15 protein-coding genes and 1 other RNA gene are annotated in these 17333 nt (G+C 43.5%); all 16 read right to left on the reverse strand.

Annotation, left to right across the window (positions count from 1 at the left end):
* Positions 1-229: 229 nt before the first annotated feature.
* The 16 genes from QNN06_RS26780 to rpoN all read right to left on the reverse strand — a co-directional run bounded on the left by QNN06_RS26780 (position 230) and on the right by rpoN (position 17304).
* Complete coding sequence (locus QNN06_RS26780; protein WP_249366606.1) at positions 230-1648, reverse strand: sigma-54 interaction domain-containing protein; 1419 nt, start codon at positions 1646-1648, stop codon at positions 230-232.
* A gap of 92 nt (positions 1649-1740) precedes the next feature.
* Positions 1741-2049 (reverse strand): sortase domain-containing protein, encoded by a 309-nt coding sequence (locus tag QNN06_RS31475; protein ID WP_372447599.1) that lies wholly within the window; start codon positions 2047-2049, stop codon positions 1741-1743.
* A gap of 325 nt (positions 2050-2374) precedes the next feature.
* Positions 2375-2710: a transfer-messenger RNA gene (gene ssrA / locus QNN06_RS26785) on the reverse strand.
* A 177-nt stretch (positions 2711-2887) separates the two neighbouring features.
* Positions 2888-3355, reverse strand: a complete 468-nt coding sequence (gene smpB, locus QNN06_RS26790; RefSeq protein WP_213117765.1) for an SsrA-binding protein SmpB — start codon at positions 3353-3355, stop codon at positions 2888-2890.
* Between the two features lie 288 nt (positions 3356-3643).
* Complete coding sequence (gene rnr, locus QNN06_RS26795) at positions 3644-6031, reverse strand: ribonuclease R (RefSeq protein WP_284036295.1); 2388 nt, start codon at positions 6029-6031, stop codon at positions 3644-3646.
* 36 nt (positions 6032-6067) lie between these two features.
* Positions 6068-6814 carry an alpha/beta hydrolase gene (locus QNN06_RS26800; RefSeq protein WP_284036296.1) on the reverse strand — a complete coding sequence of 249 codons (747 nt, stop codon included), beginning with the start codon at positions 6812-6814 and terminating at the stop codon, positions 6068-6070.
* A 199-nt stretch (positions 6815-7013) separates the two neighbouring features.
* A complete protein-coding gene (gene secG, locus QNN06_RS26805) occupies positions 7014-7247 on the reverse strand; it encodes a preprotein translocase subunit SecG (protein WP_213117762.1) in 234 nt (77 codons plus the stop codon).
* A gap of 117 nt (positions 7248-7364) precedes the next feature.
* Complete coding sequence (locus tag QNN06_RS26810; protein ID WP_213117761.1) at positions 7365-7907, reverse strand: DUF6241 domain-containing protein; 543 nt, start codon at positions 7905-7907, stop codon at positions 7365-7367.
* A gap of 237 nt (positions 7908-8144) precedes the next feature.
* On the reverse strand, positions 8145-9443 hold the full coding sequence (gene eno, locus QNN06_RS26815; RefSeq protein ID WP_213117760.1) for a phosphopyruvate hydratase: 1299 nt from the start codon (positions 9441-9443) through the stop codon (positions 8145-8147).
* A 207-nt stretch (positions 9444-9650) separates the two neighbouring features.
* Positions 9651-11183, reverse strand: coding sequence for a 2,3-bisphosphoglycerate-independent phosphoglycerate mutase (gene gpmI, locus QNN06_RS26820; RefSeq protein WP_213117759.1), 1533 nt, complete (start codon positions 11181-11183; stop codon positions 9651-9653).
* Positions 11176-11937 (reverse strand): triose-phosphate isomerase, encoded by a 762-nt coding sequence (gene tpiA / locus QNN06_RS26825; protein WP_217032178.1) that lies wholly within the window; start codon positions 11935-11937, stop codon positions 11176-11178. The genes gpmI and tpiA overlap by 8 nt, the downstream gene beginning before the upstream one ends.
* Before the next feature lie 151 nt (positions 11938-12088).
* Entirely contained in the window at positions 12089-13273 is a 1185-nt protein-coding gene (locus QNN06_RS26830; RefSeq protein ID WP_213117757.1) for a phosphoglycerate kinase, read from the reverse strand.
* A gap of 164 nt (positions 13274-13437) precedes the next feature.
* Positions 13438-14445: a type I glyceraldehyde-3-phosphate dehydrogenase gene (gene gap, locus QNN06_RS26835; protein WP_213117756.1), complete on the reverse strand. Its 1008-nt coding sequence runs from the start codon at positions 14443-14445 to the stop codon at positions 13438-13440.
* A gap of 66 nt (positions 14446-14511) precedes the next feature.
* Entirely contained in the window at positions 14512-15534 is a 1023-nt protein-coding gene (locus tag QNN06_RS26840) for a sugar-binding transcriptional regulator (RefSeq protein ID WP_284036297.1), read from the reverse strand.
* A gap of 143 nt (positions 15535-15677) precedes the next feature.
* Complete coding sequence (locus QNN06_RS26845) at positions 15678-15926, reverse strand: glutaredoxin family protein (RefSeq protein ID WP_213117754.1); 249 nt, start codon at positions 15924-15926, stop codon at positions 15678-15680.
* Between the two features lie 55 nt (positions 15927-15981).
* On the reverse strand, positions 15982-17304 hold the full coding sequence (rpoN, locus tag QNN06_RS26850) for an RNA polymerase factor sigma-54 (RefSeq protein ID WP_213117753.1): 1323 nt from the start codon (positions 17302-17304) through the stop codon (positions 15982-15984).
* Positions 17305-17333 lie beyond the last annotated feature (29 nt).

The following is a 17333-nucleotide window of genomic DNA, read 5'->3' on the forward strand; positions in this document are numbered from 1 at the left end:
ATCACCTTCCGTCGAATTTATTTTTTTTATGACAATCCATCCTTTTATAATGCAATTATCGTGCCAATTTTTGAATAGATAGAAAATATTTAATATTTAGATATTATTCGACAAAACTCACTGAAGGATCTTGTCAAACAATGTTGAAATGAACAGAAAAAAGCCGACAAATGAACGTCGGCTCTTGAATATAGTTGATGAGGTTTGATTCCTTTTTTCATCAAAAATTTTATATACCTAACTTTTGCATCTTTTTTACTAGCGCAGACTGACTAATTCCTAATTCCATCGCAGCACGCCTGGTCGTCCTGGATTCCTCCATTTGTTCTTTTATGATCTTCCGCTCCACATTGGCCAAAATTTCCTTTAACTTTCCCTTTTCTGTTGTTGTTTTTTCCAAACCTCTGAGTAAATTTGGCGGCAGATCTTTAATATGGATTTCGTCATGATCGGAGGTAATAACCAGTCTTTCCACCAAGTTTTCCAATTCTCTGATATTTCCTGGCCAGTGATATTTTTCAAAAAACTGAAGAATTTCTGGATGAAATCGTTTATTCAGCTTGCTTTTTTTATTCGTTTTATTTAAAAAATAGAACGCAAGCGGCACAATGTCGGCTTTCCTTTCCCTTAATGGCGGAATCCGGATAGGAACGATGTTTAGCCGGTAATAAAGGTCCCTTCGGAAATCATTTTTATCCACCATTTCCTCTAGATTCATATGGGTTGCCGAGATGACCCGCACATCAATTTTGATGCTTTTCCGGCCGCCGACTCGCATGATTTCAAACTCCTGCAGTACCCTTAATAATTTCACCTGGAGATCGATCGGCATATCGCCAATCTCGTCTAGAAAGATGGTGCCCCCGTTTGCCAGCTCAAACAACCCCGGTTTTCCATGGCTGTCCGCACCGGTAAACGCCCCTTTTTCATAGCCAAATAGTTCGGATTCAAGTAGGTGTTTAGGAATGGCACCGCAATTGACTTTAATTAATGGCTTATCGGCCCGGTCGCTTTCGTTATGCAAATAATTGACAATAACCTCTTTCCCTACTCCAGACTCCCCCAAGACCAGCACACCGGAATCAACCTTGGCCACTTTTCTTGCGAGATGGTAAACCTTTATAATTTCCTGGCTTTGCGCGACAATCCCGTCAAGATGCATCTGGATTAATTCCCGTTTTTTTAAATCCTCAATTTCACTTAAATATTTTTCCGTTAATTTTCTAGATTGATAGAGTGCGTTTTTCATTTGGTTTAAATCTGATATATCTCTTACGTTCGTCACGACAAACGATATGGCACCGCCCGGGTCGAACACCGGACTCCCGGTTACAAGCAGTTCCTTGCCCCTAACGGTTTGAATAATCGTGACCGGTCTTTTTTCATCCAACACTTTTAACGTAACAGACTCGGAAACAATCCCTTCTTTTACCACGGTCTCCATGCTTTTTCCTAGCAGCTCATTGTTTTTTACACCGGTTATTTTGGAGTAAGCCTGGTTGACCATGACGCCGACACCATTTTTATCAGCAACATATACACCATCATAGCTGCCTTGAAAACTTGATATTAGAATATGGACGATATCTGATTTGTTCATTCCGTTCTTTTTCAGGACTTCAGAATTAAAGAAGTTCTCCGTTTCCAATGGGGCTCCCTCCATTTTTAAAAAAAGCTGATGAAATTTCGAATCAAATTTTCTAGATGATTCCTTTTGTAATCAAATATTCTCCATCTAATTCAGAATTTCCTTTTTTTGTGTATAAAAAAAGCCGGTTTACTTAACCGGATAGGCATAAATGATATATCGTTCCGGCGCTTTGCCGACAAAATGGAACGGGTGGAAAGGACCAATTCCTCCTTGCCCGCCTTTCTAATGATGGTCCGATCATTTTTATCGACAATTTTCGAAGAAGCCATTTTGTATTTAAAAGTACCATAAGGGAATTCAAGGATAAAAATATCGCTTGGTTCTAGTTCGCCAAACTTTCTAAACACCGTGTCTCTGCGTACTGCCTGAGAAAAAAGAGCATAAAAAAAGACCAGCATTTCTGCTGACCTTGTATCCACCTTATGTATGGTGGAGACGGCGGGACGTGCGTTTCCATGCTTTCGACATGGCACTGACTATATCTTGAACCTGCATTTATTACAGGTCCTCCGGCGTCTTATGCGAATCATATATTTGTCCATTATGACAGGATTTCGCATCTTAGTACTACCATTTTCGAATGGCAGCCTATAAGTCGATACACGGCTGTTGGATTGCTCCACATACCGCTCGGCATTGCCTTATCGCTTTTTAAAGCGACGTAGGTTTCACCGATAAAGCCGGATTTTCACTTATGTGTTACCACATAAGGCGACTAATTACTAATCGAACCCGCGTCCAAAGATATCGGCACTTAAGCTTCTACGAGTGTAGTCGATATATTCGCGCTTCGCTGATCCATATGCCTATCGACGGGCGTCCGGTAAGCTAGTCTGGTTGTTCTCTTCCTTCGCCCTCAGACGGTGGGCTCCGGCGTAGCCTACTTAGAGTGAGTCCGCTACCCTACCACATAGGCGATGGAGGGGCGAACAGCTATGCAGTATTAAGCTGCGAAAGCTAAGTTGTTGTTAGTTTTGCCAGTTATAGGCTTTGACGTTTTAACGAGGCCGATCCCCTCGACTCGCAACCCAAGCTCGAACTACCCCTGTCGAATCCGTAGCGTCCCCATATAAAAAGTTGCTTTTATGAAGCAAGACGTTAGGAAACTGGCAAGTTGCCTGAGCTAAGTTGTTTGCCGCTCATCTCAGCGACAAATTTATTATAACACATTTAATGCGTTTTTCAATTGTAATTATTTGTAAGGCAAACCAACTTTGTTTGTGAGGTTTAATGGTCCTACATTTTCTGGCGATCGCGGAATGCGCGCTCGATTTCGCGTTTTGCTTCTTTTTGCTTCAAGGACTCACGCTTATCGTAGTTCTTTTTACCTTTTGCAAGCCCAAGCAGCACTTTGCAAAAACCATTTTTTAAATAAAGCTTTAATGGTATTAAAGAATAGCCCGCTTCTCTAGTATCTCCAAAAAGCTTTAAAATCTCGCGCTTATGAAGCAGCAGCTTTCGTTCTCGTTCCGGGTCATGATTGTAGCGGTTTCCTTGCTCATATGGGCTGATATGCACTCCGATAAGAGTGATTTCTCCATTCTGAATCCGTGCGTAGGAGTCTTTTAAGTTCACCTTTCCAGCACGGATGGACTTGATCTCCGTTCCCTGCAGGACAATTCCAGCCTCATATGTTTCTTCGATAAAATAGTCATGATAAGCCTTTTTATTCTGGGCGACTACTTTTCCTTCACCTTTTGGCATAATTTTCACCTCATTTACGTGTTAATTTTAACAGAACGGGTGAGTCTATACAATTAGAAAAGAGGGTGAAAGGGTGATGTGGTGGATGAAAGACATTTTTTAGCCTTGCACCTCTGCATTTCTTTGCACTTTGTCCTTCATCCGCCTTATGAAGGACATTTTACGATTAGCACCACTCCATTTTGTCCTTCATCCGCCTCATGAAGGACATTTTCCAGCTCGCACAACTGAGTTTTGGTCTTCATACTCAATTAAAGTTAATAAAGAGAGCCCAAAACAGGCTCTCCCCTAATATTTCTTTTTCTTCCGCTTCGTGCTTTTGTTTTTCGGAACGTTCTCAAAAAATTTGCGTTTCTTTTTCGACTTTCCGTCGCCCTGGCCGCCACCGCCGCCGGCATCGGATTTGCGGTCGCCTTGTTTGCCTCCACGGCCGCCTTGCTGCCCTCGCTCACCCTGCTTATTCCGGCGTGGCTTGGACTCATTGCTGCCCGTCTTAAAGACCTTTGGCACAGTAGAACGCTCACGCCGTGGCGTGCCCTTCATACCGACAATTTCAAAATCAATTGAGCGCTCCTCTTTATTGACCTTAACTACCCGAACGGTAATTTCATCACCGATGCGGAACACATTCCCGGTCCGCTCGCCAATCATCGCATAATGGCGCTCATCAAAACGGTAATAATCATCGGTCATGTAGCTGACATGGACAAGGCCTTCGATCGTATTCGGCAGCTCGACAAACAATCCGAAATTCGTGACGGAGCTGATGATTCCATCGTACTCTTCGCCAATCTTGTCTTCCATATACTCCGCTTTTTTCAATTCATCGGTTTCACGCTCAGCATCAACGGCACGGCGCTCCATTTTTGAAGAATGCATTGCAATATCTGGAAGTTCGGCATTCCATTTTGCCCTTGTAGCCTCATCTAGTTTTCCTTCAATGATATAAGTCCGAATCAACCGGTGCACAATCGTATCCGGATAACGGCGGATTGGCGAGGTGAAATGGGTGTAAAACTGGGCTGATAACCCGAAGTGGCCAAGATTTTCCGGATCATATTTTGCCTGCTGCATCGAGCGGAGCATTACCGTGGAAACGACCATTTCCTCGGGCTTTCCCTGGACCTCTTCAATAATTTCCTGCAACGCCCGCGGGTGGACGTTGTTTGCCGTCCCCTTCACGATATAACCAAAGTTAGTGATAAACTCGAAAAACTTGCGCAGCTTATCTTCCTTCGGATCTTCGTGAATACGGTAAATGAACGGGACCTCCATCCAGTGGAAATGCTCGGCAACTGTTTCGTTGGCCGCCAGCATGAATTCCTCAATCAGGCGTTCCGCCACTGAACGTTCGCGCAAGACCACATCGGATGGCTTTCCTTCTTCATCGACCAATACTTTCGACTCTTTAAAGTCAAAATCAATCGCGCCCCGCTTCATTCGTTTAGCACGGAGAATCGCAGCTAATTCACCCATCAATTCGAACATTGGTACCAACGCCTCGTAGCGCGCCCGGGTTTCCTCGTCCTTATCCACAAGTATCCGGTTGACATCGTAATACGTCATCCGCTCAGTCGTTTTAATCACGCTTTGAAAAATTTCATTAGAGACGACTTGGCCTTCCTCGTTGATTTCCATTTCACACGATAGCACAAGACGATCTACCTTCGGATTAAGGGAACAGATTCCGTTAGACAACCGATGCGGAATCATCGGAATTACACGGTCTACTAAATAAACACTTGTAGCCCGGTCCGCAGCTTCGACATCAATCGGCGTGCCTTCTTTTACATAATAGCTGACATCGGCAATATGGACGCCGAGCTTGTAGTTACCATTTTCGAGTTGCGTAACGGTAACAGCGTCATCCAAGTCTTTTGCGTCCGCGCCGTCAATCGTCACAATCGTTTCGCCACGAAGGTCACGGCGGTTTTCTAGCTCACTTTCATCGATTGTGTCTGGTGTCTCATTTGCCTGTTGCAGAACTTCTTCCGGAAACGCCATCGGTAACCCGTGCTTATGTATGACAGACAGAATATCCACACCTGGGTCATTTTTATGGCCAAGGACTGAGATAACTTCACCCTCAGCACTTTTTCTCCCCTCAGGATAGGAGGTAAGCTTTACGACTACCTTATGTCCTTCGACCGCACCCTTTGATGCCTCTTTTGGGATAAAAATATCACTAGCAAATTTTTTGTCATCTGGTATGACGAAACCAAAGCTTTTGCTTTCAACATAAGTACCGACAATTTGCTGCGTACCCCGCTCGATGATCCGGATAATACTTCCCTCGCGGCGCTGGCCAGAGCTTTCAGAGGAAATTCTAACTAGCACGGTATCCCCATGCATGGCATTATTCGTTTCTGTTGGCGGGATAAAAATATCATCCATCCCTGACTCTTCAGGAATTACAAACGCAAATCCCTTTGCATGCCCTGTCAACTTGCCACGGATTAGATTCATTTTTTGCGGAAGACCATAGCGGTTCGCTCGGGTTCTTACAACAAGACCCTTTTCCTCCATTTGCACAAGTGCTTTGACAAATTCCTTAAAATCAGCAGAATCCGAAATATCCAACGCGGATTCCAGCTCCTGAACCGTTAATGGCTTGTATGCCTCGTCCTTCATATATTGCAAAAGCCTGTCGACATGCTTTTTAATATTCTCTTCCATGTTAATCCCTCCTTTAAAAAGGTTTTTAAATAATCGTTATACTAGCCAATCTAGTTTTTCTAAAAAGGCGTATACATCTTCATGCAGTTGTTCCTTCTCTTTGTCCAGCGTAATGACGTGGCCGGACTCTTCATACCATTTGATATCCTTCTTTTCTGATTCAATATTTTCGAAAATAATATTGGCGCTCTCGGTGTTGATCATGTTATCATGGCGGGCCTGAACTACAAATGTTGGGGCATAAATGATATCGACATTGTCGCGTACATCGGCAATCAATGCCTGAAGAGCTTTTAACGTCCCCATCGGTGTCTTTTTAAACTCATCCATTTCCAATTCGATTTGCTCGTTTGTTTTTCCTTCCCGCTTTTTAAATTCACGAGCATATTCCAGAACTCCTTCGTACATAACCTGTTCACTTTTTATATGCATCGGGGCGCACATGGTGACAATTCCCTTTACAGGTACAGTGTAACCCAATTTCAAGGAAAATACGCCGCCAAGGGATAAACCGGCTACTGCAATTTCCTCGTGGCCTTTATTTTTCAAATATTGGTATCCATTCAATACGTCCTGCCACCAATCCTCTGGACCTGTATGGACCAGTTCTTCCGGGGGGACTCCGTGGCCCTTATAATGCGGCGCATGGCAGGTGTAGCCCTTCTTTTCTAGAAAACGGCCCAGCATCCGGACGTCCGAAGAATTCCCAGTAAATCCGTGCAGCAGCAAAACCGCCCGCTTCCCTCCCTCAAAGGTAAATGGTTTAGGCAATGAAATTCTCATACTTACTACTCCTTCACTAACACAAAATATCGCTATTCCTTAGTTTAATCAAAGAAGAAGTGAACATTCTACCAAAATGCTTGAATAGTGGTGTCAGGCACCGCTCGTGGACATTGTCCACTCCAGATGGACACACCCCCTCACGTTCCTGCAGAAACGCAGAAAACCCGGCGCGGGGCCGGGTTTTTGTTTAGTTATATTAGATTTTGAAGTAGGTAACGGCTAAGGTGAGCAAGAAGAATAGGACTGATAGGACGACTGTGATTCGATGAAGGATCAAGTCGAGTCCACGTGCTTTTTGCTTACCGAATAACTGTTCCGCACCACCGGAAATGGCACCGGATAAACCAGCGCTTTTACCTGCCTGAAGTAAGACAACAACAATCAGTGCGATACTTACGATCACTAATAATGTAACTAATAATGCATGCATGAAGGCCACCTCCTGTAGACGTACAATACACAGTATATTAAATTTACCATAATTAAGCCTTTTTAACAATACACGTTTATGTGACATGTTTTGGATTGGAGGACAGTGTGAAAAGGTTTATTGCTTTACCTTAATATGGAAGTTTTTCTCAATATACGCCTTTTCCTCATCTAATGATAATACCCCAGTCGCTTTCCCAATGGTTCCTCCTTGAAGATTCCAAATAGCATTGTGGTCGTTATCGACCCGGGAAAACTCCCCTTTATCCCAGCGATTTAATATGGCAATGTAAAGGGTAGCATTTTCATATTTGGCGGGGTGGGTATTGACTATTTCCAGCAATCTTTCCACCCGTTCCTTTGTTAAAGGGATTGCTCCCCACTTTTTATTGGCGATCACCTTTTGGTGAGACATTTTGTGAATAGCATCCTGAATTGCGGTTTCTGACATATCCATTGGGAACTCGACTGCAATTTGGCTGAGGTCAGCATCCTCAATTTGAATGACGGTTTCCCCACTTTTTGTTTTTTGCTCCTTCATGGTGACATCTACTTTTTGAAAAGGCAAAGCTCCGTTGAAAAGATAGTATCCGGCAGCAAGAACAGCAACAATTATAAGCACCCACTGTATCTTCGATAACCTTTTCAGAATTTTTTTCATTCCCATCTTCCCCAGTCTATCTGTTTTAAACAATGTTGTTATCTAAGTATTATTATACAAAGGCAAGTTGATTCCCTGCTTTTTATTCCAATTTTTTCATAAATGGATGCTGCGACAGTGAAAAAACTCCTTACGACAGTAAACAAGTTTTATCCGATAGTTCAAACAGTAACCCCCGAAAACATAATAAAAGGACCTCCAGCCAAGTACAGCAGGAGGTCCTAATTTTATTAATAATTACTTCTTCAAGTTGTAGAAAGACTTGATTCCGTTATATTGTGCAGTTTCACCTAATTGGTCTTCTATACGAAGTAATTGGTTGTATTTCGCCACACGGTCTGTACGGGATGGCGCACCTGTCTTGATTTGGCCAGCGTTTGTTGCAACAGCGATGTCCGCAATTGTTGCATCTTCTGTTTCACCAGAACGGTGAGAGATAACAGCAGTGTAGCCTGCGCGCTTAGCCATTTCGATAGCATCAAAAGTTTCAGTTAATGTACCAATTTGGTTAACTTTGATTAGGATAGAGTTACCGATTCCTTTTTCGATCCCTTCAGCAAGCTTCCTCGTGTTCGTTACGAATAGGTCGTCACCCACTAATTGAATTTTCTTGCCAAGACGCTCAGTTAAAAGCTTGTGGCCTTCCCAGTCGTTTTCATCTAAACCGTCTTCGATGGAGATGATTGGGTACTTAGAAGCAAGCTCTTCATACCAGTCAACCATTTCTGCAGATGTTTTCACAACACCTTCACCAGATAAATGGTATTTGCCGTCTTCTTTGTTGTAGAACTCAGAAGATGCAGCATCCATAGCAAGCATAACTTCTTCTCCAGGCTTGTAGCCAGCTTTTTCGATTGCTTCTACAATGGTTTGAAGTGCTTCTTCGTTTGATCCTAGATTTGGAGCAAAGCCGCCTTCGTCACCAACAGCTGTATTAAGGCCTTTACCTTTAAGAACTGATTTTAATGTGTGGAAGATTTCTGCGCCCATGCGAAGTGCTTCTTTGAAGTTTGGAGCACCTACAGGCATAATCATGAATTCTTGGATATCCACGTTGTTATCAGCGTGCTCGCCGCCGTTTACGATGTTCATCATTGGAACTGGAAGCTGCTTGGAGTTGAATCCGCCAAGGTATTGGTATAAAGGAACATCTAAGTAGTTTGCTGCAGCATGAGCCACTGCCATAGATACGCCAAGAATTGCGTTTGCACCTAATTTGCCTTTGTTTTCAGTTCCGTCTAACTCGATAAGAGCCTTATCAACAGATACCTGATCAAGTACGCTGTAGCCTTCTTCTACTAGCATTGGCGCGATAATGTCGTTCACGTTGTCAACTGCTTTTTGAACACCTTTGCCAAGGTAGCGGCCTTTGTCACCGTCACGAAGTTCAACTGCTTCGTATTCACCAGTTGAAGCACCACTTGGTACTAATGCACGGCCGAATGCGCCTGATTCAGTGAAAACTTCAACTTCTACTGTTGGATTACCGCGGGAATCTAATACTTCACGAGCATAAACATCAATAATATATGGCATTTTTAATTCTCTCCTTTGAAAAATTAATTTTATTAATTAAGTTCTGTTAATTTTAGATGAAAATTACATCCTGTTAGCGTATTTTCAGGTTTTATTGGCGAATTCGGAAGTCCTATTGGCGAATTTCGCGGTTCTATTGGCGAATGCCAGCATTCTATTGGCGAATTTCAACGTTCTAAAGGCGAATCAAATTTTTTAAGCGAACTCCTACTTAATCAACGACTTTCCAGTCATTTCCGTAGGCTGCTTCACGTTTAAAAGATCCAGTATAGTTGGCGCCAAGTCTCCAAGGATACCGCCGTCACGCACCTCAACACCCTGTTTTGTGACAATCACCGGCACTGGGTTGGTGGTGTGCGCTGTCATTGGATTTCCCTCAAGGGTCACCACTTCATCAGCATTTCCGTGGTCGGCAGTAATAATCGCTGTACCGCCTTTTGCAAGAATTGCATCAACAATTTTTCCTAAACACTCATCCACTGCCTCGATCGCTTTAACAGTTGGCTCTAGCTTTCCGGAGTGACCAACCATATCTGGGTTGGCGAAGTTTAAGAGAATCGCATCGAACTTATCCGCTTCGATTTCCTTCAACAAAGCATCGGTCACTTCGTAGGCGCTCATTTCAGGCTGCAGATCATAAGTCGGTACCTTTGGTGAGTTGATTAAAATCCGCTCCTCGCCAGGGAACTTATCCTCGCGTCCGCCGCTCATAAAGAACGTCACATGCGGATATTTTTCTGTTTCGGCAATGCGCAGCTGTTTCAAATTATTTTGAGACAGTACTTCACCTAACGTGTTGTCCAAGTTCGTCGGCTTAAAGGCCACGTAGCCGTCGACCGACTCGCTGAAATGCGTTAAACAAACAAAGTGTAAATGTTTCGGATGCTTCGGTCCGCGGTCAAACGAACGGAAGTCTTCGTTTGTAAATGTATTCGAAATCTGGATAGCCCGGTCCGGACGGAAGTTATAGAAAATAACGGCATCGTTGTCCTGGATAGTTGCAACAGGCTGACCGTCTTCCTTAACGATGACCGATGGCAGGACGAATTCATCATAGATTCCGTGAGAATAAGAGTCCTCTACAACCTCTTGTGGGCTCTTGTAAGAAGGACCTTCTCCATACACCATTGCCCGGTATGATTTTTCAACACGCTCCCAACGCTTGTCACGGTCCATGGAATAATAGCGTCCAGAAATGGTGGCGAATTCACCGATACCAATCTCCTTCATTTTTTCCATAGTCTCTTTAATATATGTTGGTGCTGTTTGCGGACCGACGTCGCGGCCGTCAAGGAATGCGTGAATATATACTTTTTCCACGCCTTCTTCCTTGGCCAATTTTAAAAGGGCAAACATATGATTAATATGGCTGTGCACACCGCCGTCTGACAGAAGGCCAAACAGATGCAAAGCTGTGCCATTTTTCTTCGCGTGCTCCATTGCGCCAAGGAAGGTTTCATTTTTTTCAAATTCCCCTTCACGAATAGCAATGTTCACACGAGTTAAGCTTTGGTAAACAATCCGGCCAGCACCGATATTTAAATGGCCAACTTCTGAGTTTCCCATCTGCCCCTCAGGTAAGCCGACTGCTTCACCGCTCGCGGTTAAATGGTTATGCGGATATGTTTCCCAATAGCGGTCAAAATTTGGCTTTTTCGCATGGTAGACCGCATTACCTTTATGCTCATCCCGGCAGCCGAAGCCGTCAAGAATGATGAGGGCAACAGGAGCTTTACTCATATTTACCACCCTCTAGTAATTGCAAAAATGATTGCGGTTCAAGGCTTGCGCCGCCAACAAGGGCACCGTCAATATCAGGCTGTCCCATGTATTCTTTAATGTTTTCTGGTTTCACGCTGCCACCGTACTGAATACGGATAGCCGCTGCCACATCTTCGGAAAATTGCTTAGCAACAACTTGGCGGATGTGTGCACACACTTCGTTTGCATCTGCAGCAGTCGAAGATTTACCTGTTCCGATTGCCCAAATTGGTTCGTAAGCAATGACCGTTACTTTTACTTGATCCTCCGTTAAGCCTGTGAGAGCTTTTTCAATCTGAGAGCCAACAAGGTTCATAGTCTCGCCATTTTCACGTTGCTCTAATGTTTCACCGCAGCAAACAATCGGTGTTAGGCCGTGTTTAAATGCTGATAAAACCTTTTTATTAACTGATTCATCTGTTTCATTGAACATTTCACGGCGCTCAGAATGGCCGATGATAACGTATTGAACGCCTAAATCAGCAAGTGCTACAGGGCTGATTTCACCTGTAAAGGCACCCTTTTCTTCGAAATGCATATTTTGTGCACCGATTTTCACTTCGCTGCCTTTGACCGTTTCCACAAGGCTTTGTAAAAATAACGCCGGTGCACAGATAACAGAATCCATCTTATCAGCAGCAGGCACTAGGCCTTTCACTTCTTCAGCAAAGCTCTTCGCTTCGGAAAGTGTTTTGTGCATCTTCCAGTTACCTGCAATAATTGGTTTACGCATGCTGGAACATCCCTTTCTTTGGTAAAAAAATTGAAATGTAGATATCAGTCCAAGATTTGTAGATATCTGCCTAAAATTTGTAGATATATTTTAAAAATTGTAGATATCGGCTCAATCTTTGTAGATATCCCTCTTAAATTTGCAGATAAAATTATTTATCGTTCAACGCCACTACACCTGGAAGTGCTTTTCCTTCCATAAACTCCAGTGAAGCGCCGCCGCCTGTGGAGATGTGGCTCATTTTTTCAGCAAGGCCGAATTTTTCAACTGCCGCTGCAGAATCGCCGCCGCCAATAACGGAATACGCACCTTCAGCATCTGCCAAAGCTTGTGCAACAGCCTTCGTACCGCCAGCGAACTTATCGATTTCAAACACACCCATTGGCCCGTTCCAAATGACAAGCTTGGATTTTTGAATGACATCGCGGTAAATTTCCGCTGTTTTTGGTCCGATATCTAATGCTTCCCAATCGGCAGGAATCTCTTCGATCGCAACCACTTTTGTGTTGGCATTGGCTGAAAAATCGTCAGCAACGATCGCATCAACCGGCATATAGAAGTTAACGCCCTTCGCTTTTGCTTTTTCCATAAAGGATTTAGCTAAGTCAATTTTGTCTTCTTCAAGCAGCGATTTACCGATTTCATGGCCCTGTGCCTTAACGAACGTATAAGCAAGGCCGCCGCCAATAATCAAGTTATCGACTAATTCTAATAAATTTTCAATAACACCAATTTTGTCCTTTACCTTTGCCCCGCCAATAATTGCTGTGAATGGACGTTCCGGATTTGACAATGCCTTGCCAAGAACATCAAGCTCTTTTTGCATTAAGAAGCCTGATACTGCTGGCAAATGGTGTGCGATTCCTTCTGTGGAGGCATGGGCACGGTGCGCAGCACCAAATGCATCATTTACGTAAACATCAGCAAGCTCTGCTAATGACTTCGCAAGTTCTGCATCATTCTTTTCTTCACCAGGGTAGAAACGAACATTTTCAAGCAATAAAACGTCTCCTTCAGTCATGGAGTCGATTAATGCTTTAACAGAATCGCCGTAGCCTTCATCTGCTTTCTTCACTTCTTTTCCAAGCAGTTCAGACAGGCGGACCGCTACTGGAGTTAGTCGCATTTCTTCAACCACTTTGCCCTTTGGTCGGCCTAAATGGCTCGCCAGAATTACTTTTGCACCCTGTTCCATTAAATATTGAATCGTTGGCAGTGCCGCACGAATTCGCGTTTCGTCGGTAATTTTTCCATCCTGCATTGGAACGTTGAAATCCACCCGGCAAAACACGCGTTTACCCTTCACATCAACATCTTTTACTGACTTTTTGTTCATCGAAAAAGGACCTCCTTATGTATGGCTATTGAAAAAATCCCTGGTAAAACACAGTAAAAAAGGAGAGGGGCTCCCATCACCCACTCCCCTTGGAATACCATTAATCATTATAAATAGTTTGCGGTAAAAATTCCATTCCTATCCAACGGGATTCTGAAAAAGAATTAAAGTCCTTTTTTAGCGATGTAATCAACAAGGTCAACAACGCGGTTAGAGTAACCAACTTCGTTATCGTACCAAGATAATACTTTTACCATGTTTCCTTCAAGAACCATTGTTGATAAACCATCAACAGTAGAAGAAACTGTAGCACCGTTGTAGTCGCTAGAAACTAATGGAAGATCGCTGTATGCAAGAATACCTTTTAATGGACCTTCAGCAGCTTCTTTAAGAGCTGAGTTAATTTCGTCAACAGTTACGTCTTTTTCTAATTCAGCAACTAAGTCAACGATAGAAACGTTAGGAGTTGGTACGCGCATAGCCATACCATTTAATTTACCTTTAAGTTCAGGTAAAACAAGTGCAACTGCTTTTGCAGCACCAGTTGAAGTTGGGATCATGTTTTCAGCTGCTGCACGGGCACGACGGTAGTCCTTATGTGGTAAGTCTAGGATTTGTTGGTCGTTAGTATATGAGTGAACAGTTGTCATCATACCGCGTTTGATTCCGAAAGTATCATTTAATACTTTAGCAAATGGAGCTAAGCAGTTTGTAGTACAAGATGCGTTTGAAAGTACATGGTGGTTAGCTGCATCGTACTTGTCTTCGTTAACACCCATAACAATTGTGATATCTTCGTTAGTTGCTGGAGCAGAAATGATAACTTTCTTAGCGCCTGCTTCAAGGTGTTTTGCTGCATCTTCGCGCTTTGTGAAACGACCAGTAGATTCTACTACTACGTCTACACCAAGGTCGCCCCAGCCTAATTGTGCAGGGTCACGCTCAGCAAGAACCTTCACTTTGTGGCCGCCAACTACTAGGTATTCACCATCAACAGTTACATCTTCTGTAAGTGTTCCGTGAACAGTGTCATATTTTAAAAGGTGAGCAAGCATATTTGCATCTGTTAAGTCATTGATTGCTACGATTTCCACTTCGCTATTGTTTAATGCCGCACGGAATACGTTACGACCGATACGTCCAAAACCATTAATACCAACTTTTACTGTCATGTTAATTTCCTCCTTTAAATGGGCAGGGTTTTATTATTAAAAAGGAATAATCCTTTTCATTAACTATTACTGGTTTAATAAATTGTTTGCGGCCCCTTCATCCGTAATTAATATCGTGGATGGCGGTGCCTGCTTCATATAAGCCCTGATTGCTTTCGCTTTTGACGCTCCGCCAGCGACTGCAATCACGTTTTGAATCTTTGCCAAATCCTCTAGCTGAAGCCCAATGGTGACCACTTTGTGGACAATCTCGCCTGCTTCGCTAAAATAATAGCCGAAAGCCTCACCGGCAGCTTTACCATTTTCCAGCTTTTCCAATATATCAGGGTTCGTCTTGCGCCGTTCGGCCATTGTCATAGCATCCCCAATTCCATGGAGAACCATGTTGGCTGAGCGGATTAATTCCAAAACTTCGTGGATGCCGGGTTCCTTAATCAAGGAGTCATAAATTTCCGTGCTGACCTGATCGGGAACATAAAAGACGCGGTGTCTTGAATGGGTGTTTTGCGCCATATTGGAGCAAATCGTGTTGGCTTGATTTTGAACATCCTCGCCAACCCCGCCTCGTGCCGGTACAAACAGCAATTGCTTGCCTGAGGCTTCAGGTGACAGCCATTCCGCTACGGCAGCCATCGTTGAACCGCCTGTAACAGCGATGATATTTTCCCCTTGAAAAAGCTTTTTCATGCAGGCTGCAGACGCCTTGCCAAGCTCGCTTTTTACCATGGGCGATTCGTCGCTGTCTCCTGGAACAATGATGACCTTCTTGATGCCAAGCTGATGTTTTAGTTCCAGCTCCATGACGTCGATACCCTTCAACTCACGCATAAATCCGTTTAAATCCTCAAGCAAATTTTTTCCTTCAAGAGTTAAACTCATTCCTACATTGTTTGTATAAATAAGATTTTGCTCTTTGAGGAATTCTACTTCACTACGAAGGATTCTTTCGGTTAGTCCAAGGCTTGTGGCTAAACTCCTCCTGCCTACAGGCTGCATCATCCCTATGTATCTTAGGATGGAATGACGTTTTTGCAGGACTGGAAGGAAATCGGGCAATAATCTTTTTGTCATATCGATGAATGACTGCATGCTTTCCATACTCCTTTATTATATGCAGTTGGTCAAAAAATGTCCACCATAGACATATTATGTCCCACAACCACCAAAAAAAAATCACCCTTACTACGTTTTTTATTGTAGCAGGAGTGAAAATTTAATTCAACCAATAAAACTTAGGATTTTTCTTGCAAACGATTACTTATTTCAAACTTGTTAATGAACCCGTAAGCAGCTTCTTCCCCATCAATGTGGACAACCGGGATCATCAGCCCATAGCGCTCATGAAGCTCATCATCCTGCTCAATATCGATTTCATCCAGGGAGAAATCATATTCCTCCTTCAGCTCGAGCAAGGCCGCTTTCGCTTTGTCGCATAGAGGGCAGCCGTTTCTTGTATATAGGGTAATGATTGTTTGCGGCATTGTTTGTATCCTTTCTACCTTTTATCCTGGGGGCAGCTTATCCCAAATGCCCCCGCTAGTTAAACCTCTTCCTCTTCGAAGAAGACGGGATGCCAAGTTGGTCCCGGTATTTGGCAATCGTTCTTCTAGAGACGACGATGCCCTCCAAGACCTTTAATTGCTCCGCGATATCCTGATCAGAAAGCGGCTTTTCTTTATTTTCTTTTTCAATCAGCTTGCTAATAGCATTCTTTACCTGTGTCGACGAGGTGGACTCTTCCTCAGATACGGTTTGGATAGTACTCGAGAAAAACGATTTCAACGGAAACGTCCCAATCGGAGTTTGCACATATTTTTCCCGAACTGCCCGGCTGACAGTCGATTCATGAACATCCAACTCGGAGGCAATTTCCTTCATCGTCATCGGCGCCAAATATTGCGGACCCTTTTGGAAAAAAGCCGGCTGCTTTTCGACAATCTTGGTAACTACCCTTGTCAGCGTTTCCTTTCGCTGCTCAATGCTTTTTAAAATCCATTGATAATCCTGTACCTTCTCATGAAGAAATTTGCTGACCTGCTGATCCTGGTCCTTAAATTTATGAAAATATTTATTATTAAAACTAATTTTCGGTATGGGGTCATCAAACATTCGGACGATTAGCCCTTCTTGTGTTTGTTCGATAATCACATCTGGAATGATGTAAGAGGCTGCCTCTTTTCCTAGAAGCGCCCCCGGTTTCGGGTTCAAAAATTGGATCTCGTCAAAAACATCTTGGATCTCTTTTAACGAGACCTGTAGCTCCTTCGCAATTTGCTTCCATTTCTTTTCGGCAAACGGGACAAAATAGTCCGAAATAATTTTTTTGGCGAGCTCGTTGTCAGGCAAAAGATAATCTACCTGGATATGCAGGCATTCCTGCAAGCTTCTCGCCCCAATTCCCGCCGGTTCAAGCGTCTGGAGAACGGCCAGGCCGTCTTCAGCCAGTTCAAGCGGTATTCTTAATGTTGCAGCTACCTCGTGTAAATCGCCGGTAAAGTAACCGTTTTCATCTAAATTCTGAATAAGATAGCGAATTGCCTTTAACTCCCCCGCCGGTAGCTTTGATATATTTAACTGTGAAATTAATTGTTCCTCAAGCGAGTATGGCTTTGTGCCAATCTGCTCAATCCAGTCTTTTTCCGTCTTTTGATGTTTGCGCCGGTTCCGGTCAAGCAGCGGATTCATCGGTCGCTCATTGACATTTTCAATTTGTACTAGGGGATTTTCAAGTGCCTTATTTTCTAAAAATGCTGTCAATTCTTGCGCTGAATACTGCAATAAGGCAATCGCCTGGGACAGTTCCTGCGTCATGGTCAATTTCAGAGTTTGTTGCTGCCATAAACCTGCCTTAAAATTCATACGTTTCCCCCCTTCTGTTTTATTTTACA

Origin of the sequence: Neobacillus sp. 114, from assembly GCF_030127045.1 — a bacterium.
Taxonomy (GTDB): domain Bacteria; phylum Bacillota; class Bacilli; order Bacillales; family Cytobacillaceae; genus Neobacillus; species Neobacillus rhizophilus.